Origin of the sequence: Pseudomonas sp. BN417, from assembly GCF_029871205.1 — a bacterium.
Classification (GTDB): domain Bacteria; phylum Pseudomonadota; class Gammaproteobacteria; order Pseudomonadales; family Pseudomonadaceae; genus Metapseudomonas.
Window position 1 is genome coordinate 1 of record NZ_SSOJ01000080.1, and the last position, 24,754, is coordinate 24,754.

At 61.6% G+C, this 24,754-nt stretch carries 20 protein-coding genes, 2 tRNA genes and 2 rRNA genes; 9 read left to right on the plus strand and 15 right to left on the minus strand.

The window, feature by feature from the left end:
• Positions 1-36: 36 nt before the first annotated feature.
• The 5 genes from E8F11_RS08840 to tyrS form a co-directional block, all read right to left on the minus strand.
• A 23S ribosomal RNA gene (locus tag E8F11_RS08840) occupies positions 37-2,927 on the minus strand.
• Between the two features lie 235 nt (positions 2,928-3,162).
• Positions 3,163-3,238, minus strand: a tRNA-Ala gene (locus E8F11_RS08845).
• 32 nt (positions 3,239-3,270) lie between these two features.
• Positions 3,271-3,347, minus strand: a tRNA-Ile gene (locus E8F11_RS08850).
• Between the two features lie 65 nt (positions 3,348-3,412).
• Positions 3,413-4,949: ribosomal RNA gene (locus tag E8F11_RS08855) — 16S ribosomal RNA — on the minus strand.
• Together the 16S and 23S rRNA genes with 2 tRNA genes alongside form the textbook arrangement of a ribosomal RNA operon.
• A 524-nt stretch (positions 4,950-5,473) precedes the next feature.
• Positions 5,474-6,673: a tyrosine--tRNA ligase gene (tyrS, locus tag E8F11_RS08860; RefSeq protein ID WP_280288468.1), complete on the minus strand. Its 1,200-nt coding sequence runs from the start codon at positions 6,671-6,673 to the stop codon at positions 5,474-5,476.
• A gap of 181 nt (positions 6,674-6,854) precedes the next feature.
• Between tyrS and E8F11_RS08865 the strand changes: the two genes are divergently transcribed.
• Both E8F11_RS08865 and E8F11_RS08870 read left to right on the plus strand, forming a co-directional pair.
• A complete protein-coding gene (locus E8F11_RS08865) occupies positions 6,855-8,294 on the plus strand; it encodes a peptidoglycan DD-metalloendopeptidase family protein (RefSeq protein ID WP_280288469.1) in 1,440 nt (479 codons plus the stop codon).
• Between the two features lie 4 nt (positions 8,295-8,298).
• Entirely contained in the window at positions 8,299-9,390 is a 1,092-nt protein-coding gene (locus E8F11_RS08870; protein WP_280288470.1) for an anhydro-N-acetylmuramic acid kinase, read from the plus strand.
• A 62-nt stretch (positions 9,391-9,452) separates the two neighbouring features.
• Here the strand turns inward: E8F11_RS08870 and erpA are convergent, their stop codons facing one another.
• Together erpA and argC are read right to left on the minus strand one after the other, a co-directional pair.
• On the minus strand, positions 9,453-9,803 hold the full coding sequence (erpA, locus tag E8F11_RS08875; RefSeq protein WP_028631048.1) for an iron-sulfur cluster insertion protein ErpA: 351 nt from the start codon (positions 9,801-9,803) through the stop codon (positions 9,453-9,455).
• A gap of 152 nt (positions 9,804-9,955) precedes the next feature.
• Positions 9,956-10,990: an N-acetyl-gamma-glutamyl-phosphate reductase gene (gene argC / locus E8F11_RS08880; RefSeq protein ID WP_280288471.1), complete on the minus strand. Its 1,035-nt coding sequence runs from the start codon at positions 10,988-10,990 to the stop codon at positions 9,956-9,958.
• Between the two features lie 134 nt (positions 10,991-11,124).
• On the opposite strand from argC, the gene hemJ reads away from it, so the two are divergent.
• The 4 genes from hemJ to E8F11_RS08900 all read left to right on the plus strand — a co-directional run bounded on the left by hemJ (position 11,125) and on the right by E8F11_RS08900 (position 14,639).
• A complete protein-coding gene (hemJ, locus tag E8F11_RS08885) occupies positions 11,125-11,550 on the plus strand; it encodes a protoporphyrinogen oxidase HemJ (protein ID WP_280288472.1) in 426 nt (141 codons plus the stop codon).
• Between the two features lie 20 nt (positions 11,551-11,570).
• Entirely contained in the window at positions 11,571-12,533 is a 963-nt protein-coding gene (locus tag E8F11_RS08890) for a nitronate monooxygenase family protein (protein WP_280288473.1), read from the plus strand.
• 198 nt (positions 12,534-12,731) lie between these two features.
• Entirely contained in the window at positions 12,732-13,796 is a 1,065-nt protein-coding gene (locus tag E8F11_RS08895; protein WP_280288474.1) for a DUF805 domain-containing protein, read from the plus strand.
• Positions 13,797-13,850: 54 nt separating this feature from the next.
• Positions 13,851-14,639, plus strand: coding sequence for an SDR family oxidoreductase (locus E8F11_RS08900; protein ID WP_280288475.1), 789 nt, complete (start codon positions 13,851-13,853; stop codon positions 14,637-14,639).
• 7 nt (positions 14,640-14,646) lie between these two features.
• On the opposite strand, the gene E8F11_RS08905 is transcribed toward E8F11_RS08900, so the two are convergent.
• Complete coding sequence (locus E8F11_RS08905; protein WP_280288476.1) at positions 14,647-16,128, minus strand: AAA family ATPase; 1,482 nt, start codon at positions 16,126-16,128, stop codon at positions 14,647-14,649.
• 88 nt (positions 16,129-16,216) lie between these two features.
• Between E8F11_RS08905 and E8F11_RS08910 the strand changes: the two genes are divergently transcribed.
• Positions 16,217-16,555, plus strand: a complete 339-nt coding sequence (locus E8F11_RS08910) for a histidine triad nucleotide-binding protein (protein WP_280288477.1) — start codon at positions 16,217-16,219, stop codon at positions 16,553-16,555.
• A 118-nt stretch (positions 16,556-16,673) separates the two neighbouring features.
• Positions 16,674-17,321 carry a 2-polyprenyl-3-methyl-6-methoxy-1,4-benzoquinone monooxygenase gene (gene coq7, locus E8F11_RS08915; RefSeq protein WP_280288478.1) on the plus strand — a complete coding sequence of 216 codons (648 nt, stop codon included), beginning with the start codon at positions 16,674-16,676 and terminating at the stop codon, positions 17,319-17,321.
• A 121-nt stretch (positions 17,322-17,442) separates the two neighbouring features.
• On the opposite strand, the gene speD is transcribed toward coq7, so the two are convergent.
• Positions 17,443-18,237 carry an adenosylmethionine decarboxylase gene (gene speD, locus E8F11_RS08920; RefSeq protein ID WP_280288479.1) on the minus strand — a complete coding sequence of 265 codons (795 nt, stop codon included), beginning with the start codon at positions 18,235-18,237 and terminating at the stop codon, positions 17,443-17,445.
• A 250-nt stretch (positions 18,238-18,487) separates the two neighbouring features.
• The gene (locus tag E8F11_RS08925; protein WP_280288480.1) at positions 18,488-18,913 is read right to left on the minus strand and encodes an OsmC family protein; all 426 of its coding nucleotides are present in this window, start codon (positions 18,911-18,913) and stop codon (positions 18,488-18,490) included.
• A gap of 225 nt (positions 18,914-19,138) precedes the next feature.
• Between E8F11_RS08925 and crp the strand changes: the two genes are divergently transcribed.
• Positions 19,139-19,783 (plus strand): cAMP-activated global transcriptional regulator CRP, encoded by a 645-nt coding sequence (gene crp, locus E8F11_RS08930; RefSeq protein ID WP_280288481.1) that lies wholly within the window; start codon positions 19,139-19,141, stop codon positions 19,781-19,783.
• Positions 19,784-19,849: 66 nt separating this feature from the next.
• Here the strand turns inward: crp and trpC are convergent, their stop codons facing one another.
• The 5 genes from trpC to E8F11_RS08955 form a co-directional block, all read right to left on the minus strand.
• Entirely contained in the window at positions 19,850-20,686 is an 837-nt protein-coding gene (gene trpC, locus E8F11_RS08935; protein ID WP_280288482.1) for an indole-3-glycerol phosphate synthase TrpC, read from the minus strand.
• Positions 20,683-21,732, minus strand: coding sequence for an anthranilate phosphoribosyltransferase (trpD, locus tag E8F11_RS08940; RefSeq protein WP_280288483.1), 1,050 nt, complete (start codon positions 21,730-21,732; stop codon positions 20,683-20,685). The genes trpC and trpD overlap by 4 nt, the downstream gene beginning before the upstream one ends.
• Positions 21,732-22,325 carry an aminodeoxychorismate/anthranilate synthase component II gene (locus E8F11_RS08945; RefSeq protein WP_280288484.1) on the minus strand — a complete coding sequence of 198 codons (594 nt, stop codon included), beginning with the start codon at positions 22,323-22,325 and terminating at the stop codon, positions 21,732-21,734. Before E8F11_RS08945 ends, trpD begins: the two co-directional genes overlap by 1 nt.
• Before the next feature lie 10 nt (positions 22,326-22,335).
• A complete protein-coding gene (gene trpE, locus E8F11_RS08950) occupies positions 22,336-23,823 on the minus strand; it encodes an anthranilate synthase component I (RefSeq protein ID WP_280288485.1) in 1,488 nt (495 codons plus the stop codon).
• A gap of 91 nt (positions 23,824-23,914) precedes the next feature.
• On the minus strand, positions 23,915-24,754 hold the full coding sequence (locus E8F11_RS08955; RefSeq protein ID WP_280288486.1) for a phosphoglycolate phosphatase: 840 nt from the start codon (positions 24,752-24,754) through the stop codon (positions 23,915-23,917).

The window sequence follows — 24,754 nt, forward strand, 5'->3', positions numbered from 1 at the left end:
TTCGCACCGACAATCCGCAGATTGTTTGGGTGTTATATGGTCAAGCCTCACGGGCAATTAGTATCGGTTAGCTCAACGCCTCACAGCGCTTACACACCCGACCTATCAACGTCGTAGTCTTCGACGGCCCTTCAGGGGATTCAAGATCCCAGTGAGATCTCATCTTGAGGCGAGTTTCCCGCTTAGATGCTTTCAGCGGTTATCTCTTCCGAACATAGCTACCCGGCAGTGCCACTGGCGTGACAACCGGAACACCAGAGGTTCGTCCACTCCGGTCCTCTCGTACTAGGAGCAGCCCCTCTCAAATCTCAAACGTCCACGGCAGATAGGGACCGAACTGTCTCACGACGTTCTAAACCCAGCTCGCGTACCACTTTAAATGGCGAACAGCCATACCCTTGGGACCGGCTTCAGCCCCAGGATGTGATGAGCCGACATCGAGGTGCCAAACACCGCCGTCGATATGAACTCTTGGGCGGTATCAGCCTGTTATCCCCGGAGTACCTTTTATCCGTTGAGCGATGGCCCTTCCATACAGAACCACCGGATCACTAAGACCTACTTTCGTACCTGCTCGACGTGTCTGTCTCGCAGTCAAGCGCGCTTTTGCCTTTATACTCTACGACCGATTTCCGACCGGTCTGAGCGCACCTTCGTACTCCTCCGTTACTCTTTAGGAGGAGACCGCCCCAGTCAAACTGCCCACCATACACTGTCCTCGATCCGGATGACGGACCAGAGTTAGAACCTCAAGCATGCCAGGGTGGTATTTCAAGGTTGGCTCCACGAGAACTGGCGTCCTCGCTTCAAAGCCTCCCACCTATCCTACACAAGCAGGCTCAAAGTCCAGTGCAAAGCTACAGTAAAGGTTCACGGGGTCTTTCCGTCTAGCCGCGGATACACTGCATCTTCACAGCGATTTCAATTTCACTGAGTCTCGGGTGGAGACAGCGCCGCCATCGTTACGCCATTCGTGCAGGTCGGAACTTACCCGACAAGGAATTTCGCTACCTTAGGACCGTTATAGTTACGGCCGCCGTTTACCGGGGCTTCGATCAAGAGCTTCGCTTGCGCTAACCCCATCAATTAACCTTCCGGCACCGGGCAGGCGTCACACCCTATACGTCCACTTTCGTGTTTGCAGAGTGCTGTGTTTTTAATAAACAGTCGCAGCGGCCTGGTATCTTCGACCGGCATGGGCTTACGCAGTAAATGCTTCACCCTCACCGGCGCACCTTCTCCCGAAGTTACGGTGCCATTTTGCCTAGTTCCTTCACCCGAGTTCTCTCAAGCGCCTTGGTATTCTCTACCCGACCACCTGTGTCGGTTTGGGGTACGGTTCCTAGTTACCTGAAGCTTAGAGGCTTTTCCTGGAAGCATGGCATCAACCACTTCGTGTTCCAAAGGAACACTCGTCATCAGCTCTCGGCCTTGAACACCCGGATTTGCCTAAGTGTTCGGCCTACCACCTTAAACTTGGACAACCAACGCCAAGCTGGCCTAGCCTTCTCCGTCCCCCCATCGCAGTAACTAGAAGTACGGGAATATTAACCCGTTTCCCATCGACTACGCATTTCTGCCTCGCCTTAGGGACCGACTCACCCTGCGTCGATTAACGTTGCGCAGGAACCCTTGGTCTTTCGGCGTGGGTGTTTTTCACACCCATTGTCGTTACTCATGTCAGCATTCGCACTTCTGATACCTCCAGCAAGCTTCTCAACTCACCTTCACAGGCTTACAGAACGCTCCTCTACCGCTCGTCTTGCGACGAACCCGTAGCTTCGGTGTCTAGTTTGAGCCCCGTTACATCTTCCGCGCAGGCCGACTCGACTAGTGAGCTATTACGCTTTCTTTAAAGGGTGGCTGCTTCTAAGCCAACCTCCTAGCTGTCTAAGCCTTCCCACATCGTTTCCCACTTAACTAGAACTTTGGGACCTTAGCTGACGGTCTGGGTTGTTTCCCTTTTCACGACGGACGTTAGCACCCGCCGTGTGTCTCCCACGCTGACACTTCCAGGTATTCGGAGTTTGCATCGGTTTGGTAAGTCGGGATGACCCCCTAGCCGAAACAGTGCTCTACCCCCTGGAGTGATACGTGAGGCGCTACCTAAATAGCTTTCGAGGAGAACCAGCTATCTCCGAGCTTGATTAGCCTTTCACTCCGATCCACAGGTCATCCGCTAACTTTTCAACGGTAGTCGGTTCGGTCCTCCAGTCAGTGTTACCTAACCTTCAACCTGCCCATGGATAGATCGCCCGGTTTCGGGTCTATTCCCAGCGACTAGACGCCCTATTAAGACTCGCTTTCGCTACGCCTCCCCTATTCGGTTAAGCTCGCCACTGAAAATAAGTCGCTGACCCATTATACAAAAGGTACGCAGTCACCTAACAAAGTAGGCTCCCACTGCTTGTACGCATACGGTTTCAGGTTCTATTTCACTCCCCTCTCCGGGGTTCTTTTCGCCTTTCCCTCACGGTACTGGTTCACTATCGGTCAGTCAGTAGTATTTAGCCTTGGAGGATGGTCCCCCCATATTCAGACAAAGTTTCACGTGCTCCGTCCTACTCGATTTCACTTCCTGGACCCTTTCGCGTACGGGGCTATCACCCACTATGGCCGCACTTTCCAGAGCGTTCCGCTAAAATCCAAGAAGCTTAAGGGCTAATCCCCGTTCGCTCGCCACTACTAAGGGAATCTCGGTTGATTTCTTTTCCTCAGGGTACTTAGATGTTTCAGTTCCCCTGGTTCGCCTCTTGCACCTATGGATTCAGTACAAGATACCTAGGTTATCCTAGGTGGGTTCCCCCATTCAGAGATCTCCGGATCAAAGTCTGTTTGCCGACTCCCCGAAGCTTATCGCAGGCTACCACGTCTTTCATCGCCTCTGACTGCCAAGGCATCCACCGTATGCGCTTCTTCACTTGACCATATAACCCCAAGCAATCTGGTTATCTGTCTCGAACGTGAAGACGACATTCGCCGAAAATTCGCGCTTGAACTCGCAAATTTTACCTTGAGCTAACTGATCGCCAGTGATAACGATCAATCAGTCACTTCTATCACATACCCGAATTTTTAAAGAACGATTCTGAAACAAAGTCCAGAATTCAATATCCATTCACGGATATTCAATTCTGAGCTCTTGGTCTGCTTCGCTGAGAGTGGTGGAGCCAAGGAGGATCGAACTCCTGACCTCCTGCGTGCAAAGCAGGCGCTCTCCCAGCTGAGCTATGGCCCCAATGTCAACCGGTCATACGACCCCGCGACAATTGGTGGGTCTGGGCAGATTCGAACTGCCGACCTCACCCTTATCAGGGGTGCGCTCTAACCAACTGAGCTACAGACCCAATCGCCTTCGCAATTGAATCAAGCAATTCGTGTGGGAACTTATGAAGAAGCTGAAGTCTTCGATTAAGGAGGTGATCCAGCCGCAGGTTCCCCTACGGCTACCTTGTTACGACTTCACCCCAGTCATGAATCACTCCGTGGTAACCGTCCTCCTTGCGGTTAGACTAGCTACTTCTGGAGCAACCCACTCCCATGGTGTGACGGGCGGTGTGTACAAGGCCCGGGAACGTATTCACCGTGACATTCTGATTCACGATTACTAGCGATTCCGACTTCACGCAGTCGAGTTGCAGACTGCGATCCGGACTACGATCGGTTTTATGGGATTAGCTCCACCTCGCGGCTTGGCAACCCTTTGTACCGACCATTGTAGCACGTGTGTAGCCCTGGCCGTAAGGGCCATGATGACTTGACGTCATCCCCACCTTCCTCCGGTTTGTCACCGGCAGTCTCCTTAGAGTGCCCACCATAACGTGCTGGTAACTAAGGACAAGGGTTGCGCTCGTTACGGGACTTAACCCAACATCTCACGACACGAGCTGACGACAGCCATGCAGCACCTGTGTCTGAGTTCCCGAAGGCACCAATCCATCTCTGGAAAGTTCTCAGCATGTCAAGGCCAGGTAAGGTTCTTCGCGTTGCTTCGAATTAAACCACATGCTCCACCGCTTGTGCGGGCCCCCGTCAATTCATTTGAGTTTTAACCTTGCGGCCGTACTCCCCAGGCGGTCGACTTATCGCGTTAGCTGCGCCACTAAGATCTCAAGGATCCCAACGGCTAGTCGACATCGTTTACGGCGTGGACTACCAGGGTATCTAATCCTGTTTGCTCCCCACGCTTTCGCACCTCAGTGTCAGTATCAGTCCAGGTGGTCGCCTTCGCCACTGGTGTTCCTTCCTATATCTACGCATTTCACCGCTACACAGGAAATTCCACCACCCTCTACCGTACTCTAGCTCAGTAGTTTTGGATGCAGTTCCCAGGTTGAGCCCGGGGCTTTCACATCCAACTTGCTGAACCACCTACGCGCGCTTTACGCCCAGTAATTCCGATTAACGCTTGCACCCTTCGTATTACCGCGGCTGCTGGCACGAAGTTAGCCGGTGCTTATTCTGTCGGTAACGTCAAAACACTAACGTATTAGGTTAATGCCCTTCCTCCCAACTTAAAGTGCTTTACAATCCGAAGACCTTCTTCACACACGCGGCATGGCTGGATCAGGCTTTCGCCCATTGTCCAATATTCCCCACTGCTGCCTCCCGTAGGAGTCTGGACCGTGTCTCAGTTCCAGTGTGACTGATCATCCTCTCAGACCAGTTACGGATCGTCGCCTTGGTGAGCCTTTACCCCACCAACTAGCTAATCCGACCTAGGCTCATCTGGTAGCGCGAGGTCCGAAGATCCCCCGCTTTCTCCCGTAGGACGTATGCGGTATTAGCGTCCGTTTCCGAACGTTATCCCCCACTACCAGGCAGATTCCTAGGCATTACTCACCCGTCCGCCGCTCGCCGGCATCCCGAAGGACCCGCTGCCGCTCGACTTGCATGTGTTAGGCCTGCCGCCAGCGTTCAATCTGAGCCATGATCAAACTCTTCAGTTCAATACTGCTTGGGTTTTGAGAAAACCCTAAACTTGGCTCAGCAATCGCAAATAAACTCTCGAATTCACGAGTGTTACTTGTGTTGCTGATAATCAGTTGACTACCAGTCTTACTTCACAAGCACCCACACGAATTGCTTGATTCAGTTGTTAAAGAGCGTTTCGACCGAGTCTTTCGTCTCAACCGAGGCCGCGCATTCTACAGCAGCCTTTCTTTCTGTCAAGCTGTTTTTCGAAAATTTCTTTTCTACTCAACCGCTTGCGCCTTCGATCCGATCACTCTTCTCGTCAGCGGGAGGCGCATTCTACAGCGTTCAAACTCGCTGTCAACACCTCTGGCAATCATCTTCGCGACAGCCTTTCGGCAACTCGAAGCAGTGAGCACTACAACCACCCACCAATCACCACCCCATCAAACCTTGCATTGCTAAGTGCTTGATTTTCAAGCTCTTTCGCCGCTTCCTCATCAGGAGTGGTGCGCATTATAGGGGCGCCGAAATTGCCGTCAACAGTTATTTCAACTTTTTACTCGGCAACCAGGGATACCCGGGCGAACGACTTCTTGCCAGCCTGGCAGACATGGGTCGCGCCGAGCTTGAACACGAAGCCGCGATCCACCACCTCGCCATCGATACGCACACCACCGGAACTCAGCAAGTCACGAGCGACAGCAGCATTCTTCACCAGCCCGGCCTTATTAAGAACAGAGGCGATCGGCATGTCTTCGGATGCAGACAGCTGCACTTCCGGCAGATCCATCGGCAGCTCGCCTTCCTTCATGCGATTGCCCGCAGAACGGTGAGCAGTAGCCGCAGCCTCTTCACCGTGGAAGCGCGCAACGATCTCCTCGGCCAGCTTGATCTTGATGTCACGCGGATTGGCACCACGCTCTACGTCACGCTTGAACTGCCCGATCTCCTCCATGGAGCGGAAGCTCAGCAGTTCGAAGTAGCGCCACATCAGCTGGTCAGGAATGGAGACCAGCTTGTTGTACATGACGCCGGGCGCTTCCTGGATACCGACGTAGTTGCCCAGGGACTTGGACATCTTCTTGACGCCATCCAACCCTTCCAGCAACGGCATGGTCAGGATGCACTGGGACTCCTGCCCATAGGCGCGCTGAAGCTCGCGCCCCATCAGCAGGTTGAATTTCTGATCGGTGCCGCCCAGCTCCACATCGGCGCGCAGCGCCACCGAGTCGTAGCCCTGCACCAGCGGATAGAGGAACTCGTGGATGGCGATCGGCTGATTGGTGCCGTAGCGCTTGCTGAAGTCATCGCGCTCGAGCATGCGAGCAACGGTGTATTGGGACGCCAGTCGAATGAAGTCCGCCGGGCTCAGCTGGTCCATCCAGGTGGAGTTGAAGGCCACCTCGGTCTTGGCCGGATCGAGAATCTTGAATACCTGAGCCTTGTAGGTCTCGGCATTATCAAGGACCTGCTCACGGGTCAGCGGCGGGCGAGTGGCGCTCTTGCCGCTGGGGTCGCCGATCATCCCGGTGAAGTCGCCGATCAGGAAGATCACCTGATGCCCCAGATCCTGGAACTGGCGCAGCTTATTAATAAGCACGGTATGCCCCAGGTGCAGGTCAGGCGCGGTCGGGTCGAAGCCTGCCTTGATGCGTAGCGGTTGGCCACGCTTGAGCTTCTCTACCAGCTCGGACTCAACCAGGACCTCTTCCGCACCGCGCTTGATCAGCGCCAGCTGCTCTTCAACCGACTTCATGACAGGACTCGTTGACCATTCGATAGACAAAGGGGAACCAACCATACAAGATCGCGAACTAATTACAAGTTTTGCGCCCGCACCATGCCAATCAGCGGAAGGCACCAATCCAAGGTTGCCTAGGGCGGATTTTGATTATATTTTAGGCAGTTAGTTCACATTCCAAAAAACACCACACGCCATGACGCATTCAGTACCCAAAGCGCCGCCGTATCCGAAGAGCCATTTGCTGGCTGCTAGCGGTGTGGCTGCGCTGCTCAGCCTGGCCCTGCTGGTGTTCCCGTCTCGCGAGGTCGAGGCGAAGAAGACCTACATCAATCTGGAGCTGGAAAGCGGCTCCGAGATGGTGATCCAGGAGAAGGACGACCTTCGACCAGGATCAGTCGACGGGGATGAGGGTATCTCGCCATTCGCCAAGATCGAGAACCCAGCCGAAAACCAGAACAGCGCCGAAAAAGACGCGGATAAGAAGAAAGACCAATCTTCCGATCTCGCCACCGTCCAGAAACCTGCCGATCCCAGCCTCAAGACTGTGACCGTGGGTAATGGCGACACCCTGTCCACGGTATTCGCCAAGGTCGGCTTGTCCAGCAACGACCTGCACGACGTCCTGAACAGCAGCAAGGACGCCAAACAGCTCGGCCGTCTCAAGGTCGGCCAGAGCTTCGAATTCAAGCTGGCTCCCAGCGGTGAGCTGGAGAAGATCAGCACCAAGCTGAGCGGCCTCGAGAGCGTGCATCTCGAGAAGACGGCCAAGGGCTACGCCTTCAAGCGTGACCTGGTCAAACCCGACCTGCGCTCGGCCTACGCCCGCGGCGTGATCGACAGCTCGCTGTTCCTCTCCGCCAAGCGCGCCGGCCTGTCCCATGACCTGGCCATGGACCTGGCCAACATCTTCGGCTACGACATCGACTTCGCCCTCGATATCCGCGAAGGCGACGAGTTCGAGATGATCTACGAAGAGAAGGTGGTCGACGGCAAGAAGGTGGGTAGCGGGGAAATCCTCGCCGCGCGCTTCATCAACCGTGGCAAGACCTTCAGCGCCGTCCGTTACGTCGACAGGCAAGGCACTGCGACCTACCTTCGCGGCGACGGCACCGCCATGCGCAAGGCCTTCATCCGCACTCCGGTCGACTTCGCCCGCATCAGCTCGCGCTTCTCCAACGGCCGCCGCCATCCGGTCCTGAACAAGATCCGCGCCCACAAGGGTGTGGATTACGCGGCGCCCCGCGGCACCCCGATCAAGGCCACCGGCGACGGCAAGATTGTCCTGGCCGGCCGTCGCGGCGGCTACGGCAATGCAGTGATCATCCAGCACGGCAGCAAGTACAAGACTCTCTACGGCCACATGCAGCGCTTCGCCAAGGGCATCCGCACCGGCGGTAGCGTGAAGCAGGGCCAGATCATCGGCTATGTGGGCACTACCGGCCTGTCTACCGGTCCGCACCTGCACTACGAGTTCCAGGTGAACGGCGTGCACGTCGATCCGCTGGGCGTGAAGCTGCCGATGGCCGACCCGCTGATGGCCAGCGAGAAGAAACGCTTCCTGCAGATGACCCAGCCGCTGCTGGCGCGCATGGACCAGGAAAAGGCCAGCATGCTGGCCCTGAACAAGCGCTGAGGCCATGTCGCGCTACTTAGGGGTGATGTCCGGGACCAGCCTTGACGGCCTGGACATCGCCCTGGTCGAACAGACCGATCGCATCACCCTTCTCGATACCCACTACATCCCCATGCCGGACTCGCTTCGCAGCGAGTTGCTGGCACTTTGCGCTTCCGGCCCTGACGAGCTCGCCCGCGCCGCGCTGGCGGAGCAGGGCTGGGTCGAACTGGCCGCCGCGGGGATCAATGCCCTGCTGGTGCGCAACAGCCTGGGCGCCAAGGATATCCGCGCCATCGGCAGCCACGGCCAGACCGTGCGCCACGAGCCCGCCCGCGGCTTCACCATCCAGATCGGAAACCCTGCGCTTCTGGCCGAGCTCACGGGCATCACGGTGGTCGGTGATTTCCGCCGGCGCGATGTCGCCGCAGGTGGCCAAGGCGCGCCGCTGGTACCGGCCTTCCACGAGTCTCTCTTCGGCGACGCCAGCAGCCACCGGGCGGTGCTGAACGTCGGCGGCTTCAGCAACCTGAGCCTGATCGAGCCGGGGCACGCCGTACACGGCTTTGACTGCGGCCCAGGCAACGTCCTGCTGGACGCCTGGATCCAGCTGCAGCGCGGCGCAAGCTACGACCGCAATGGCGACTGGGCGGCCAGCGGCTCCCTGCAGCAAGTTCTGCTGGACACTCTCTTCGGCGATGCCTTCTTCGCCACCCGCGGCCCGAAAAGCACCGGTCGCGAGCTGTTCAACCTGGGCTGGCTGCAGTCCCACCTTGCACGCCTGCCGATCTTCAAGACCGAGGATGTCCAGGCCACCTTGCTGGAGCTCACTGCGCGCAGCATCACCGACTCGCTCCGCTCGGCTCAGGCCAGGACCGACGACCTGCTGGTCTGCGGCGGCGGCGCGCACAACCGCCAGTTGATGCGACGCCTGGCCGCCCTGCTGCCGGGTACTCGCGTCTGCAGCACCGCGGACTTCGGGGTCGATCCGGATTGGGTCGAGGCCATGGCGTTCGCCTGGCTGGCCCACTGTTGCCTGGAAGGTATTCCTGCCAACCGTCCCAGCGTCACTGGCGCCCGGGGCCTGCGCATACTCGGCGCCATCTACCCCGCCTGAACCAAGCCTGCAGAAACGAAAACGCCGTGCATAGGCACGGCGTTCGAAGGACGAGCTGAAAATCAGATCGAGAAGGAAGAACCGCAGCCACAGGTGGTGGTGGCATTCGGGTTCTTGATCACGAAGCGAGAACCCTCGAGGCCTTCCTGATAATCCACCTCGGCACCGGCCAGGTACTGGAAGCTCATTGGATCGACCACCAGGCTGACGCCGTCGCGCTCGACAATGGTGTCATCGTCCGCCACGTCTTCATCAAAGGTGAAACCGTACTGGAAGCCCGAGCAGCCACCACCGGTGACGAATACACGAAGCTTCAGGCGCGGATTACCCTCTTCATCGATCAGGTTCTTCACCTTGCTGGCCGCGCCCTCGGTAAACATCAGGGCTGAAGGGGTGAAGGTTTCGACGCTCATGCTGCAACTCTCCCGGCTTGACGCCGCCATACTGCGCTAAGGCGAGGCATTATCCGCTTACCCTAGAAAACTGGTCAACTATTAAGCGTTCCGACCCGATCCATGAACCGAAGTGCGACGCCGATGGCTGAGCCCACCGGCGCCGCGCCCGATCAAGGCAGCAGGGCAGCGTGGGACAGGCCCAGGCGCTCCTCGAGGCCGAACATGATGTTGAGGTTCTGTACCGCCTGGCCGGAGGCGCCCTTGACCAGGTTGTCGATCACCGAGAGAACGACCACCAGGTCACCGCCCTGGGGACGGTGGACGGCGATGCGGCAGACGTTGGCGCCGCGAACGCTGCGGGTTTCCGGATGGCTGCCGGCCGGCATCACATCGACGAAGGGCTCGTTGGCATAACGCTTCTCGAACAGCGCCTGCAGGTCGACGCCCTTGTCCGCCACATGGGCGTAGAGGGTCGCATGGATGCCACGGATCATCGGAGTCAGGTGCGGCACGAAGGTCAGGCCAACCGGGCCGCCAGAGGCACGACGCAGCCCCTGGGCGATTTCCGGCAGGTGACGATGCCCCTTCACTGAGTAGGCCATCATGCTTTCACCCGCCTCACAGAACAGCGAGCCAACCTTGGCGCCACGGCCAGCGCCGCTGACACCGGATTTGCAGTCGGCGATCAGCTGGCTGGTATCAGCGAGACCAGCCTCCAGCAGCGGGATGAAGCCGAGCTGGGTGGCCGTGGGGTAGCAGCCGGGAACGGCAATCAGGCGCGCACCCTTGATGGCCTCGCGGTTCACTTCCGGCAGACCGTAGACGGCTTCCGGCAGCAGCGCCGGGGCGCCATGGGGCTGGCCGTACCACTTGGCCCACTCCTCGGCGTCCTGCAGGCGGAAATCAGCGGAGAGGTCGATCACCCGGGTGCCGGCATCCAGCAGCTCGCCGGCCAGGGCATGGGCAACTCCATGGGGCGTGGCGAAGAAGACCACGTCGCAGGCGCCCAGGGTGGCCACGTCCGGCACGCTGAAGGCGAGGTTGTCGTAATGGCCGCGCAGGTTCGGATACATGTCGGCTACCTTGACCCCGGCCTCGGATCGCGACGTGATGACCGCCACCTCCGCCTGCGGATGCTGAGCCAGCAGACGCAGCAGTTCGACACCGGTGTAACCCGTGCCGCCGACTATTCCGACCTTGACCATCTCTTGCCCCTTCAAAGAACCGATTGGAAAGTTGCCGATGATAAGGCCGCATCGGCCAGGGGCCAACCGCCGAGGTGACGTGCGGCCTATCCAGCCTCTACTATCCGGCCCAACTGGACTATGGAAGTCGACTCATGCTCTACCTGTGGCTGAAAGCCCTGCACATCATCGCCATCGTTTGCTGGTTCGCCGGCCTGTTCTACCTGCCGCGCCTCTTCGTCTATCACGCGATGGCCGAGGACGAAGCCAGCCACCAGCGCTTCGCGGTCATGGAGCGCAAGCTCTACCGCGGCATCATGGGTCCCTCGATGGTCGCCACCCTGGTGTTCGGCCTGTGGATGCTCTACCTCAACCCCGGCTGGCTGAGCCAGGGCTGGCTGCACGCCAAGCTCACCCTGGTGGTCCTGCTGATCGGCTACCACCACGCCTGCGGCTCTCTGCGCAAACGCTTCGCCCGTGGTGAAAACCGCCGGGGGCATGTGTTCTACCGGTGGTTCAACGAGGTTCCGGTGCTCTTTCTGATCGCCATCGTGATCCTGGTGGTGGTCAAGCCCTTCTGACCTGACAAGAGGAATGCCAGATGTCCCTGCCTGCCCTGCTCGATCAACGGCTGCGCCTCCCGGTGGTGGCTGCGCCGATGTTCCTGGTATCCAACCCCAAGCTGGTCCTTGCCTGTTGCAACAACGGCATAGTCGGCAGCTTCCCGGCCCTGAACCAGCGTGAAAGCAGCGGCTTCCGTGCCTGGCTGGAGGAAATCGAAGCGGGCCTGGACGCGGACGCCGCCCCCTTCGCAGTGAACCTCATCGTCCACCACAGCAATCCCCGGCTGCAGGCAGACCTGGCCATCTGCGTCGAGAAACGCGTACCCATCGTCATCACCAGCCTGGGCGCGGTGAAGGAAGTGGTGGACGCCGTGCACAGCTACGGCGGCCTGGTGTTCCACGACGTCACCACCCGCCGCCACGCCGAGAAGGCCGCCGAGGCCGGCGTGGATGGCCTGATCGCGGTGGCCGCCGGCGCCGGCGGGCATGCCGGCACCTGGAGCCCCTTCGCCCTGATCGCCGAGATCCGCCAATTCTTCGACAAGACCCTGCTGCTCGCCGGCTGCCTCAACCACGGGCATGAGATCTTCGCCGCGCAAATGCTCGGCGCCGACCTGGCCTACCTCGGCACCCGCTTCATCGCCACCCAGCAGAGCGAGGCCGAAACCCGCTACAAGCAGATGATCCTCGACGCCCGCGCGGCCGACATAGTCCACACCCCGGCGGTCTCCGGCGTACCCGCCAGCTTCATGCGCCAAAGCCTGGAGGCGGCCGGTTACGACCTCAAGCGCCTTACCGACAAGGCCGACATCAACTACGGCGAGAAGCTCAAACCCGTGAGTGACGAAGCCAAGGCCTGGAAGACCGTCTGGTCCGCCGGCCAGGGCGTCGGCAACATCCGCGACCTGCCCACCGTGGACGAGCTGATCGCCCGCCTCGACCAGGAATACCGCGCAGCCCGCGACAAGGCCGACCATCTGGGCCAGCGCTGGGCCGGATAACGCGCCGCCACCTGCCAGGGCCCGGTGTATTCGGCGCACCGGGCCTGCTCTGCCAGAGCGGCCTGATCGGTCGCCGGCGTCACCCCCACCCCGCCTGAACTCGGCGCTTTTTTGTTCGCCAGGCCGCTTGTGCCGCGGGCCAGAGGGCCATTACGCTGTGCCATCATCTTTTTTTCTGTCGTCGACAAGGATGCCTGCATGACCGAAGCCCGCTACAAGATCGTCTTCGACGGTGAGCCCATGCCTGGCGTGGCGCTGGAAACCGTCAAGGAAAACCTCGCCCGCCTGTTCAAGAGTGACGCCAGCAAGATCGACAGCCTGTTCGGCGGCCGCAGTGTCGCTCTCAAGCGCGACCTGGCGGAAGCCGAGGCCGACAAATACCTCGCCGCGCTGCAGCGGGCTGGGGCGAAGGTGCGCAAGGAGCACGACCAGGCCTCCGGCCTCAACCTGGCGGCGACGGATGCCCCCCTGGAACCCACTGCTGCCAACGTCGCGGAAACTGTCGCCATCGAGACCATGAGCTGCCCGAAATGTGGCCACCATCAGCCCAAGGCGGCGGAATGCCAGGCCTGCGGCATCATCATCGACAAATACCTGGCCCGCCAGGCGCTGCTTGCCGAAGAGGCGGCCCAAGTGACGCCCCCCATCACCGGCAGCGAAGCCCCGTCTCCCTCCTCCCCTTCCACTCCCTCGTCTCCCTATGCGCCGCCCCAGGCCCAGGTCGGCGAGCAGCTACCGGAATTCGGCGAACTCAAGGTACTCAGCGCCCAGGGGCGCATCGGCCGCGTTCGCTACCTGGGCTGGAGCATGGCCTTGATGCTCGCCTTCCTGCCGGTGGGCGGTGTGATCCTGGGCAGCTTCGCCGTTTCCGATGCCCTGGCCGGCCTGCTGACCCTGGTCGCCTGTCTGGCCCTGGTGGTGGTCAGCGTCTGCATCGGCGTGCAGCGACTGCACGACATCGGTTGGTCCGGCTGGCTCTGGCTGCTGAACTTCGTCCCGATAGTCGGTAGCGTGTTCGCCCTGCTCATGCTCTTCATGCCGGGAACTGCCGGTGCCAACCGCTACGGTCCGCCGCCGCCACCCAATAGCCGTGCGGTAAAAGTCCTGGCCTGGCTGATCATCCTGGTGCCAGTTATCGGTATAGTCGCCGCCATCGCGATGCCGGCCTACCAGGATTACCTGATGCGCGCCCAGCTCGGCGATGCCGCCAGCTACGAGCAGCCGGCGCAAGCACCCGCGCTCGAAAGCGGCGCCACAGAGTAAGCAACCTCCCGGGGCCGGAGCTGTCCAACCCGGCCCCTTTACGGAGAACCCCCGATGCCCCGTTATGCCTTGATCACCGGCGCCTCCAGCGGTATTGGCCTGGCCCTGGCCGAGGCCCTGGCGCGACGGGGACGCCACCTGTTGCTGATTGCCCGCCAGCGGGACGCACTGGAGAGCATCGCCTGCGAGCTGACCCAGCGATTTGGCGTGGAAGTGCTGTTCCGCTGCTGTGACCTGGCCGAGCCCCTGCAGGTATCAGGCCTGCTCATGGAACTTGAGCAGGGCGAGCGGGAGTTCGACCTGCTGGTGAATAACGCCGGCATCGGCACCTCCGGCGCCTTCGTCGACCAGGACTGGGGACGCGAGCAGGAATTGATCGAGCTGAACATCCTCGCCGTGGCCAGGCTCTGTCACGCCATCGGCGGCATGATGGCCAGCCGGGGCGGCGGCCAGATCCTCAATATCGCATCGGTTGCCGGGTTCCAGCCCGGGGCCTGGATGAGCAACTACTACGCCAGCAAGGCCTATGTGCTGCACTTCTCCGAAGGCCTGCGCGAGGAATTGCGCGCGCGCAATGTGAAGGTCTCGGTGCTCTGCCCCGGGCCGACCCGCACGGCCTTCTTCCGCGGCGCCCAGCTGCGCATCGGCAAGCTGGATGGCAGCAAGCTGATGATGAGCCCCGAGGAAGTCGCGCTGGTGGCCGTGCGCGCCCTGGAGAAGAACCGCGCCATCATCATCCCCGGTTGGCGCAACCGGCTGTCCGCCCTGCTCCCCAGACTGGCCCCGCGCTGGCTGGTGCGCCGCCTGCTGGGACGGGTCATCCGCGGCTTCGCCCTGCCCTGATCGGGTCTCAATCGGCCTTCACACAGCGCCCGTCTGCCCAGGCCCGCAGGTTCGCCAGCGGCTCGGCCATCAGCACCGAAAGCGGCGCCGTGCCCTTGAGTTCGCGCAACAACAGCGTCTGGTCGACCGCACGCTGCTGGGCCTGGGCCGCATAGAGCGCGCCGACCACTGCCTGCTCGATCTCAGCTCCGGAGAAGCCATCGCTGGCCGCCACCAGTTCGTGCAGATCGAACTGCGCCGGATCCAGATCGCGACGGGCCAGGTGGATGCGGAAAATCTCGCCCCGGACTTCCGGCTGCGGCAGGTCGACGAAGAACGACTCATCGAAGCGGCCCTTGCGGAGTAACTCCGGCGGCAGGCGATCGATGGCGTTGGCGGTCGCGGCCATGAACACCGGCGTCTTCCGCTCAGCCATCCAGGTCAGCAACGTACCCAGCACCCGCTGGCTGACCCCGCCGTCGTGGTCGCCGCTGGCGAGGCCTTTCTCCACTTCGTCCATCCATAGCACGCAGGGCGCCATCTGCTCCGCGAGCTTCAGGGCCTCGCGCAGGTTGCGCTCGGTCTCGCCGAAGAATTTGTTGTACAGGCAGGCGAAATCCAGGCGCAGCAAGGGTAGACCCCAGAGACCGGCGACAGCCTTGGCCGCCAGGCTCTTGCCCCCACCCTGGACGCCCACCAGCAGCACGCCCTTAGGCCGATCGACGCCCTTGTCATCCAGCAGTGCGGCCTGGCGCTCGGCCAGCCAGCGCTTGAGGTTGGCCAGGCCGCCAACCTCGGCGAAGCGCGCGGTCTCGTACTCGAAACTGAGCACGCCCTCCAGGTCCAGAAGCTGGAACTTGGCCTTGTTCAGTTCCGGCAGGTCTTCCTGGGTGATGGCGCCGTCGTCGCAGATCACGTTGCGCGCCAGGGCGCGGGCCTCGCCGTGGCTCATGCCGCGCAGGTTCTTCACCACCTGCTGCAAGGTGCGGTTATCGGTGCGCACCCGCGCGCCTCGATTGCGCTCGCTCCAGCGCGCCGCTTCCTCGCGGACGATGCTCAGCAACTCGTCCTCGCCGGGCAGCGCCAGGTCGAAGCGCGCGGCATAGCGCTGCACTTCCGGCGGCAGCTTGAGGGCGTGGGAAACCAGCACCAGGGTCGGCTTGTGATTGCCTTCGGCCATGGCCACTTCCTTGAGCAAGCGCACCACCTTCGGGTTGTCATCGAGGAAGGGATGCAGGTCGCACAGCACGTAAAGATTCGGCTGCGGATCGGCCTTGATCAGCCTGAGGGCGGTTTCCGGCTCACGACTGTCGCCCTCGCCCAGGCTGTCACCACCAAAGCCCAGGCGTTGCAGGCCTTCGCTGACCGCCCAGGTGAACAAACCGAGACCGCGCTTCACCGCTAGGCTGGTGAGGGTTTCCAGCACCCGGCGTTCGTCCCAGGATTCGATCAGGATCAGCTTGACCCTCGAGTCCAGCACCAGGCCGAGGTCATGGATGTCGTTCTTCACAGGGGCTCCTTGTGACGCCGACCGATGCTGGCCGGGGAAAATACACACCGCTAAACTCGGGTTTCTTATAACAGGCCGGAGAATTCCCGTGGACTGTCTGTTCTGCAAAATCGCTGCCGGGCAAATTCCTGCACGCAAGCTCTACGAGGACGATCAGGTCTTCGCCTTCCACGACATCGCACCCCAGGCGCCGGTGCACTTCCTGGTGATCCCGAAGAAGCACGTGCCAACCCTCAATCACCTCACGGACGACGACAAGGCTCTCACCGGCCACATGCTTCATACGGCGCAGCGGCTGGCAGCCGAGCAGGGGTGCGACGAGGGTTTCCGTGTGGTGATGAATTGCAACCATCAGGGCGGCCAGACCGTCTTTCACATTCACATGCACGTGCTCGGCCAGCGGCAGATGCATTGGCCACCGGGCTGATCCGGCGATACCGCCCAGGGCGGGACGCCTCCCGCCCACCTATCCGGGCCTGACGCCGGTCAAGCCTTGGCCAGCCCCTTGGGTTAGAATGCCCGCCGACATCCCACGGAGGTGCCGCATGGCCAGCGATCGTTCCTATTCCCCCGCCGACCGTCTGCTGCTGCAGGCCGATGCCGCTCTGCGCACCCTGCTGCCGTTCACCGGCCAGCCGTTCCGCCCCTCCCCCGCCGAGGGCCAGCCCGATGCCGAGCTCAAGGCCGAGGACGCCCGCCATATCGCGGGCCTCATGCGCATCAACCACACGGGTGAAGTCTGCGCCCAGGCGCTGTACCAGGGTCAGGCGCTGACCGCCAAGCTGCCCCAAGTGCGCGTCGCCATGGAGCACGCCGCCGAGGAAGAGGTCGACCATCTGGCCTGGTGCGAGCAGCGCATCCGCGAACTGGGTAGTCGCCCGAGCGTCCTCAACCCGATTTTCTACGGACTGTCCTTCGGCGTCGGCGCGGTCGCAGGGCTGATCAGCGACAAGGTCAGCCTTGGCTTCGTCGCCGCTACAGAGGATCAGGTGTGCAAGCACCTTGACGAACACCTGGAGCAATTGCCGGCGGATGACGCCAAGTCCCGCGCCATCCTCGAGCAGATGCGCACGGACGAGGAACAGCATGCCACCAGCGCCATCGAGGCCGGCGGCCTGCGCTTCCCGGCGCCGGTAAAGTTCGGCATGACGCTGCTGTCGAAAGTGATGACCAAGACGACTTATCGGATCTGAAGCGGCAAGCGGCAAGCCATTACCGGCAAGCAATGGCTAGCAGATACCGAAAAGTACAAAGGGCGCCTAGGGCGCCCTTTGTTTTTCTTGCAGCTTGCGGCTTGAAGCTTGCCGCTACCCTTCAGTGCGGCATATTGCGCGCGTAGAAGATTTCCAGCATTTCGTGGCGCACGCGCTCTTCGACTTCCTTGCGCTGCTCGGCCGTCAGGTTGCGGGTGGCGTCGCCGAACAGGTAGTTGTCCAGGGCGAAGTCCTTGAGCAGCATCTTGGTGTGGAACATGTTCTCCTGGTACACGTTGACGTCCGTCATCTGGTAGGCGTCCAGGGTGTCGTCGGAGATGTAGTTCTGGATCGAGTTGATCTCGTGGTCGATGAAGTGCTTCTTGCCTTCCACGTCACGGGTGAAGCCGCGCACGCGGTAGTCCACGGTGACGATGTCCGAGTCGAACTGGTGGATCAGGTAGTTGAGCGCCTTCAGCGGCGAGATCACACCACAGGTGGATACGTCGATGTCCACGCGGAAAGTGGCGATGCCCGACACCGGATGGATTTCCGGGTAGGTGTGAACGGTGATGTGGCTCTTGTCGAGGTGCGCCAGGATGGTCTCCGGCAGCGGGCCGGGGGATTCCTCGATCTGGCTGTCGGTGGGGGTCACCGGCTCCTCGGAGATCAGGATAGTCACGCTCGCGCCCTGGGGATCGTAGTCCTGGCGGGCGATATTGAGGATGTTGGCACCTATGATTTCGACCACATCGGTGAGGATCTGGGTCAGGCGTTCGGCGTCGTACTCTTCGTCGATGTACTGGACGTAGGCCTGCTGGTCCTCTGGGGTCTCTGCGTAGCAGATGTCATAGATGTTGAAGCTCAAGGTCTTGGTCAGGTTGTTGAACCCGTGGAGCTTGAGTTTGCTTTTCACCGTTGGAAACTCTCTTGTGCATGCGGCTCTGCCGCGTGGTTGAGCATGCCCGTCAGTTGCGCACGACGCAGCTGCGTAGGACGGATTACACCTCTTCGCGTTGGCGATTGTGGTCGTATGTTCGGGGCCCGATGCCCCGGAAAGCTGGAAGGGGGCAAATTATGCAGACGGCGGGCGCCGCCTGCCAGAGTTTGCCGCGCAAATGTGATGGCCGGATGTCTTCATCCAACCGGCCATCGGAGCTCAGGACTCAGACGCCGAGTTCGACTATCTCGTAGTCGTGGGTGATTTCCACCCCGGCGCGGCCGAGCAGGATGGACGCAGAGCAGTACTTCTCGGCAGACAATTCCACCGCACGCTTGACCTGGGCCTCCTTGAGGCCGCGGCCCTTGACCACGAAGTGGACATGGATCTTGGTGAAGACCTTGGGGTCCTCGGTGGCGCGTTCGGCGTCGAGAAAGGCTTCGCAGCTCTCCACCGACTGGCGCGATTTCTTCAGGATGCTCACCACGTCGAAGTTGGTGCAGCCGCCGAGGCCGATCAGCAGCATCTCCATGGGGCGCACGCCCAGATTGCGGCCGCCGCTCTCGGGCGGGCCGTCCATCACAACCGCGTGGCCACTGCCGGACTCGCCAAGGAACAGGGCTTCGCCCGCCCATTGGATGCGTGCTTTCATCGCCTAGGACTCCGCTCGGAAAAAGGTGCGGTAGCTTATCACAGCGCCTATTCCATACCGGGGCTCAAATAGTTCCCGGGCAGGTGTTAGGTGCGTCGCAAAATCACATTGTCGATTGAGGGAGCTCTGTTAAGCTGGCGCCGGTTTACTGGCACACTTGGCCGGACAATTATTAGAAAATTGCCTGTTTGACAAAGGCTTATCTTCTCTTTTCGGGACTCGGGCATGGTTGCAATAACTCTTACACCTAAGATCAAGAGCCTGGACAAGCTTCTCGCGCATTGTCACCGCCGCCGCTACACGGCAAAGAGCACCATCATCTATGCGGGCGATCGCTGCGAAACCCTCTTCTTCATCATCAAGGGCTCCGTCACCATCCTGATCGAGGATGACGACGGTCGCGAGATGATCATCGCCTATCTCAATGCCGGCGATTTCTTCGGCGAGATGGGGCTGTTCGACAAGGAAGGCACCGAAAAGGAACGCAGCGCCTGGGTCCGCGCCAAGACCGAGTGCGAAGTGGCAGAGCTGAGCTACGCCAAATTCCGTGAACTGACCCAGCAGGACCCGGAAATCCTCTACGCCCTGGGTAGCCAGATGGCCGACCGCCTGCGCAACACCACGCGCAAGGTGGGTGACCTGGCCTTCCTCGATGTGACCGGCCGCGTGGCACGGACTCTCCTGGATCTGTGCAAGCAGCCGGACGCCATGACACATCCGGATGGCATGCAGATCAAGATCACCCGCCAGGAAATCGGCCGCATCGTCGGCTGCTCGCGGGAAATGGTCGGCCGCGTGCTGAAGAGCCTGGAAGAGCAGGGTCTGGTAAATGTGAAGGGCAAGACAATGGTCGTCTTCGGCACCCGCTGAAGCTTCCAGAGGCCATGAAAAAGCCGGCGCAAGCCGGCTTTTTCATGTCTGGGTGCGCAGTCCGGATCAGTCCGGATCGATGCCCGTCACGACGCGGTTGCGCTCCGGGAAGAACAGCCGGCCCAGCTCGGTACCCGGCTCCTCGGCGCGCATGAAGGCTTCGCCTACCAGGAAGGCGTAGACCTCGCTGACTTCCATCAGCTCCACGTCGGCGCGGTTGAGGATGCCGCTCTCGGTGACCACCAGGCGGTCGCGCGGGATGCGCGGTAGCAGGTCCAGGGTAGTTTCCAGGCTGACTTCGAAGGTGTGCAAGTTGCGGTTGTTGATGCCCACCAGCGGGGTGTCCAGGCAATTGAGCGCGCGCTCCAGCTCCTCGCCGTCATGCACCTCCACCAGCACGTCGAGGCCGACGTCCTTGGCGGTGGCCGCCAGCTCTTTCATCCGCGCGTCTTCCAGCGCGGCGACGATCAGCAGCACGCAGTCGGCACCCAGGGCGCGGGCTTCGACCACCTGGTAGGGGTCGATCAGGAAATCCTTGCGGATCACCGGCAGCGAACAGGCGGCGCGGGCTTGCTGCAGGTAGGCATCGCTACCCTGGAAGAAGTCGACGTCAGTCAGGACCGAGAGGCAGGCCGCGCCGCCGTCTTCGTAGCTCCGGGCGATCTGTGCCGGCACGAAGTTCTCGCGCAGCACGCCCTTGCTCGGCGAAGCCTTCTTGATCTCGGCGATCACCGCCGGCTCATGGCGCGCCACGCGCTCCAGCAGTGCCCGGGCGAAGCCCCGGGTCGGGTCGGCGGCGCGGGCCTGGGCCTCGACTTCGGCCAGGGAAACCCGCGCGCGACGCTCAGCCACTTCCTCGGCCTTGCGTGCCAGGATCTTCTCAAGAACGGTTGGGATGCTCACGCTTCATTCTCCACTCGGAACACCGCGGTAAAGGAGGCCAGCTCGTCCAGCTTCTCACGGGCGAGACCGGTGTGCAGGGCGTCCTGGGCCAGGCGCACGCCTTCTTTCAGGCTGGAAGCCAGGTCGGCGGCATAGAGCGCCGCGCCGGCGTTCAGCACGATCATGTCGGCGGCCTTCTGGCCTTGCTCAGTCTTGCGCTTGCCCAGGGCGTCGCGGATCAGCTCCAGGGATTCCTGCGGGCTGCCGACGGTGAGGCCGATCAGACTCTGGCTCTTGATGCCAAAATCCTCGGGCTGGATCTGGTACTCGGTCACTTCGCCATTCTTCAGCTCGGCGACATGGGTGGGCGCAGCCAGGCTCAGCTCATCCAGGCCATCGCGGGAATGCACCACGAGGATGTGGTCGCTGCCCAGACGTTTGAGCACCTCGGCCAGCGGGCGGCACAGCGCCTGGCTGAACACGCCGACGACCTGGTGTTTTACGCCAGCCGGATTCGTAAGCGGGCCGAGCATGTTGAACAGGGTGCGCAGGCCCAGTTCGCGGCGTGGGCCGGCGGCGTACTTCATGGCCTTGTGGTGGACCTGGGCGAACATGAAGCCGACGCCAATGCTCTCGATGCAGCGCGCCACCTGCTCCGGCTTGAGGTCGAGGTAGATGCCGGCGGCTTCGAGCACGTCGGCGCTACCGGTCTTGCCGGATACCGCGCGGTTGCCATGCTTGGCCACCTTGCCGCCCGCTGCGGCGACCACGAAGGTGGCGGCCGAGGAAACGTTGAAGATGTTGGCGCCATCGCCGCCGGTGCCGACCACATCGACCACATGGTCGAGTGAGGAAAGCTCCACGCGGATCGCCAGCTCGCGCATCACCGAGACGGCACCGACGATTTCCTCGATGGTCTCGCTCTTCATGCGCATGCCCATGAGGAAGGCGCCGATCTGCGCGTCGGTGCACTGGCCGGTCATGATCAGACGCATCACGTCCTGCATTTCGTCGGTGGTCAGGTCCAGCTGGTTGACCACCCGGTTCAGGGCTTCCTTGATATCCATCAGCGCACCCCGCCAGTCTGCTTGAGGAAGTTGGCCAACAGTTCATGGCCCTGTTCGGTAAGGATGGACTCCGGATGGAACTGCACACCCTCGATATTCAGAGTTTTGTGACGCAGCCCCATGATCTCGTCCACCGAGCCGTCTGCGTGCTGGGTCCAGGCCGTGACCTCCAGCTCTTCGGGCAGGGTTTCCAGCTTCACCACCAGAGAGTGGTAGCGGGTGACAGTCAGGGGATGGTTCAGCCCCTCGAACACGCCCTGGTCCCTGTGGAATACCGGGCTGGTCTTGCCGTGCATGGCGTGGCGGGCGCGCACTACGTCGCCGCCGAAGGCCTGGCCGATGCTCTGGTGGCCGAGGCAGACGCCGAGGATCGGCAGCTTGCCGGCGAAGTGGCGGATCACCTCAAGCGACACGCCGGCTTCATTGGGGGTGCAGGGGCCGGGAGAGACCACGATGCGTTCCGGGTTCAGGGCCTCGATCTCGGCGATGGAGAGCTCATCGTTGCGGATCACGTGCACTTCCTCGCCCAGCTCGCCCAGGTACTGCACTACGTTGTAGGTGAAGGAGTCGTAGTTATCGATCATCAGCAGCATGATGCAATCCTCAGGCGTCGGTCTTGGCGGTCTGTTCGGCGAGAGTCACGGCACGGAACATGGCGCGGCGCTTGTTCAGCGTCTCTTCCCATTCCAGTGCCGGGACCGAGTCGGCGACTATGCCGGCGCCGGCCTGCACGTGCAGTTCACCGTCCTTGATGACCGCCGTGCGAATTGCGATGGCGGTGTCCATGTTGCCGTTCCAGGCCAGGTAGCCCACGGCGCCGCCGTAGACGCCACGCTTGACCGGCTCGAGGTCGTCGATGATCTCCATGGCGCGGATCTTCGGTGCGCCGGAGAGGGTGCCGGCAGGCAGGATGGCGCGTAGCGCCGCCATGGCGGATACGCCTTCCTTGAGCTGGCCGGTGACGTTGGAAACGATGTGCATCACGTTGGAATAGCGCTCGATCACCATCTTCTCGGTGAGCTTCACCGACCCGGTGCTGGAGACGCGGCCGACGTCATTGCGGCCCAGGTCGATCAGCATCAGGTGCTCGGCCAGCTCCTTGGCGTCGGACAGCAGGTCCTCTTCCAGGGCACGATCGGCCTCTTCGGTGGCGCCGCGCGGACGGGTGCCGGCAATCGGGCGCACGGTGACCAGGCCATCCTCCACACGTACCAGCACCTCCGGCGAACTGCCCACCACGTGGAAATCGCCGAAGTTGAAGAAGTACATGTAGGGGGTCGGGTTGAAGCAGCGCAGGGCGCGGTAGAGATCGATGGGCGCGGCCTGGAAGGGGATCGACATGCGCTGGGAGATCACCACCTGCATGCAGTCGCCGGCGAGGATGTATTCCTTGATCTCGCGCACCGCCTCTTCGTAGTCCTCGCGGGTGAAGCTGGAGCGGAAGTCCGGCTCGCCGCCCACCGGCAGGCTCGGGTCCACGCCCAGTCGCGGCACCACCGGCTGGCGCAGCTTCTGGCGCAGTTCGACCAGGCGGACCTGGCCTTGCTCGAAGGCATCGGGTTGGCTCGGGTCGACCAGGACGATGGCGTGCAGCTTGCCGGCCAGGTTGTCGAACACGATCACCGCGTCCGAGACCATCAGCAGGATGTCCGGGGTGCCCAGGGGATCGGGATTCGGGCAGTTGGCCAGACGCTTTTCCACATAACGCACGCAGTCGTAGCCGAAATAGCCCACCAGGCCGCCGTTGAAGCGCGGCAGGCCGGCGATGGGCGCCACCTGGTAGCGTTCCTTGAAGTCTTCGACGAAGGCCAGCGGGTCTTCGCAGTCGTGGCTTTCCACCTCGACGTCATCGACGCTGACGCTGACCTTCAGGCCATGGGCACGCAGCACGGTGCGGCTCTGCAGGCCGATGATGGAGTAGCGGCCCCACTTCTCGCCGCCCTGCACGGACTCCAGCAGGTAGGAGTAAGGGGTGTCGGCGAGCTTGAGGTAAAGGGACAGCGGGGTATCGAAGTCCGCCAGGGTCTCGAACGCAAGCGGAATGCGGTTATAGCCTTCGGCGGCCAAACGCAGGAATTCTTCGCGGGTCATGATCAGCCTCGTGGGCGGGGAGCCCCTTGGGGGCTCCTGGAGATGAAAACGTCGGTGTGCAAGCGCGCCGGGGCATCCGGCCAGAATGAGTTCAGGCGCGCCAGCGCCAACGGGCGGCGGCCTTGATGATCTTCATTCCGGCTCGTTCGAGCCAATGCTTGCAGGGAACCACCACGTTTCTGTCTCGTTGAGGCGGATTTTCGGAGGAGTCCGGCGACATTAGCGCAGCGTCGTGAGCGGCGCAACCGCCGGGCAACAGTTCGCGCAGATCATCCACCACCAGGGCCGGGTCCTCGTCGCAGATGGGCCGGCCATGGTTGTAACCGTAGCTCAGGGCCACGCATTGCACCCCGGCGGCCTTGGCGGCGAGCACGTCGTTGCGCGAGTCGCCGACGAACAGCGCCTCGGTCCGGCTGACCCCGGTCATGTGCATCACATGGAGCAGCGCGGCCGGATCGGGCTTCTGCTGCGGCAGGGTGTCGCCGGCGATGATCAGGGGAAAGTAGCGGCCCAGTTTCATCTCATCCAGCAGCGGGGCGACGAAGCGTCCCGGCTTGTTGGTAACCAGCGCCAGCTCCACGCCCATCTTCTTCAGCCACTTGAGAGTCTCCGCCACCCCCGGGTAGACAGTGGTCAGCGCGTGGCTGTCGGCGTAGGCCTCCATGAACAGTTCCAGACCGCGCTCGGCGTCGCCGTCATGCACCGAGGAATGGTCGATGTCGCCAGCCAGGGCACGACGCACCAGCACCCGGGCGCCGTTGCCGACCCATTCGCGAACCCGCTCGACACCCGCTGCCGGACGCCCGAGGGCGAGCAGCATGCGGTCGACGGCGGCGGCCAGGTCGGGCACCGAATCCACCAGGGTGCCATCCAGGTCGAACATCACCAGGCGTGGCAGGCGCCCATCGAACAGCCGCTGCAAGGCACTCAT

Excerpts from the sequence above, each read along its gene's own strand:
- E8F11_RS08955 (WP_280288486.1), bottom strand. The coding sequence starts at position 24,754 with ATGAGTGCCTTGCAGCGGCTGTTCGATGGGCGCCTGCCACGCCTGGTG.
- E8F11_RS08895 (WP_280288474.1), top strand. The coding sequence starts at position 12,732 with ATGACCGAAGCCCGCTACAAGATCGTCTTCGACGGTGAGCCCATGCCT.
- tyrS (WP_280288468.1), bottom strand. The coding sequence starts at position 6,673 with ATGAAGTCGGTTGAAGAGCAGCTGGCGCTGATCAAGCGCGGTGCGGAA.
- E8F11_RS08925 (WP_280288480.1), bottom strand. The coding sequence starts at position 18,913 with ATGAAAGCACGCATCCAATGGGCGGGCGAAGCCCTGTTCCTTGGCGAG.
- argC (WP_280288471.1), bottom strand. The coding sequence starts at position 10,990 with ATGGTCAAGGTCGGAATAGTCGGCGGCACGGGTTACACCGGTGTCGAA.
- E8F11_RS08900 (WP_280288475.1), top strand. The coding sequence starts at position 13,851 with ATGCCCCGTTATGCCTTGATCACCGGCGCCTCCAGCGGTATTGGCCTG.
- E8F11_RS08945 (WP_280288484.1), bottom strand. The coding sequence starts at position 22,325 with ATGCTGCTGATGATCGATAACTACGACTCCTTCACCTACAACGTAGTG.
- trpE (WP_280288485.1), bottom strand. The coding sequence starts at position 23,823 with ATGACCCGCGAAGAATTCCTGCGTTTGGCCGCCGAAGGCTATAACCGC.
- E8F11_RS08870 (WP_280288470.1), top strand. The coding sequence starts at position 8,299 with ATGTCGCGCTACTTAGGGGTGATGTCCGGGACCAGCCTTGACGGCCTG.
- trpD (WP_280288483.1), bottom strand. The coding sequence starts at position 21,732 with ATGGATATCAAGGAAGCCCTGAACCGGGTGGTCAACCAGCTGGACCTG.
- E8F11_RS08865 (WP_280288469.1), top strand. The coding sequence starts at position 6,855 with ATGACGCATTCAGTACCCAAAGCGCCGCCGTATCCGAAGAGCCATTTG.
- crp (WP_280288481.1), top strand. The coding sequence starts at position 19,139 with ATGGTTGCAATAACTCTTACACCTAAGATCAAGAGCCTGGACAAGCTT.
- hemJ (WP_280288472.1), top strand. The coding sequence starts at position 11,125 with ATGCTCTACCTGTGGCTGAAAGCCCTGCACATCATCGCCATCGTTTGC.
- coq7 (WP_280288478.1), top strand. The coding sequence starts at position 16,674 with ATGGCCAGCGATCGTTCCTATTCCCCCGCCGACCGTCTGCTGCTGCAG.
- erpA (WP_028631048.1), bottom strand. The coding sequence starts at position 9,803 with ATGAGCGTCGAAACCTTCACCCCTTCAGCCCTGATGTTTACCGAGGGC.
- E8F11_RS08890 (WP_280288473.1), top strand. The coding sequence starts at position 11,571 with ATGTCCCTGCCTGCCCTGCTCGATCAACGGCTGCGCCTCCCGGTGGTG.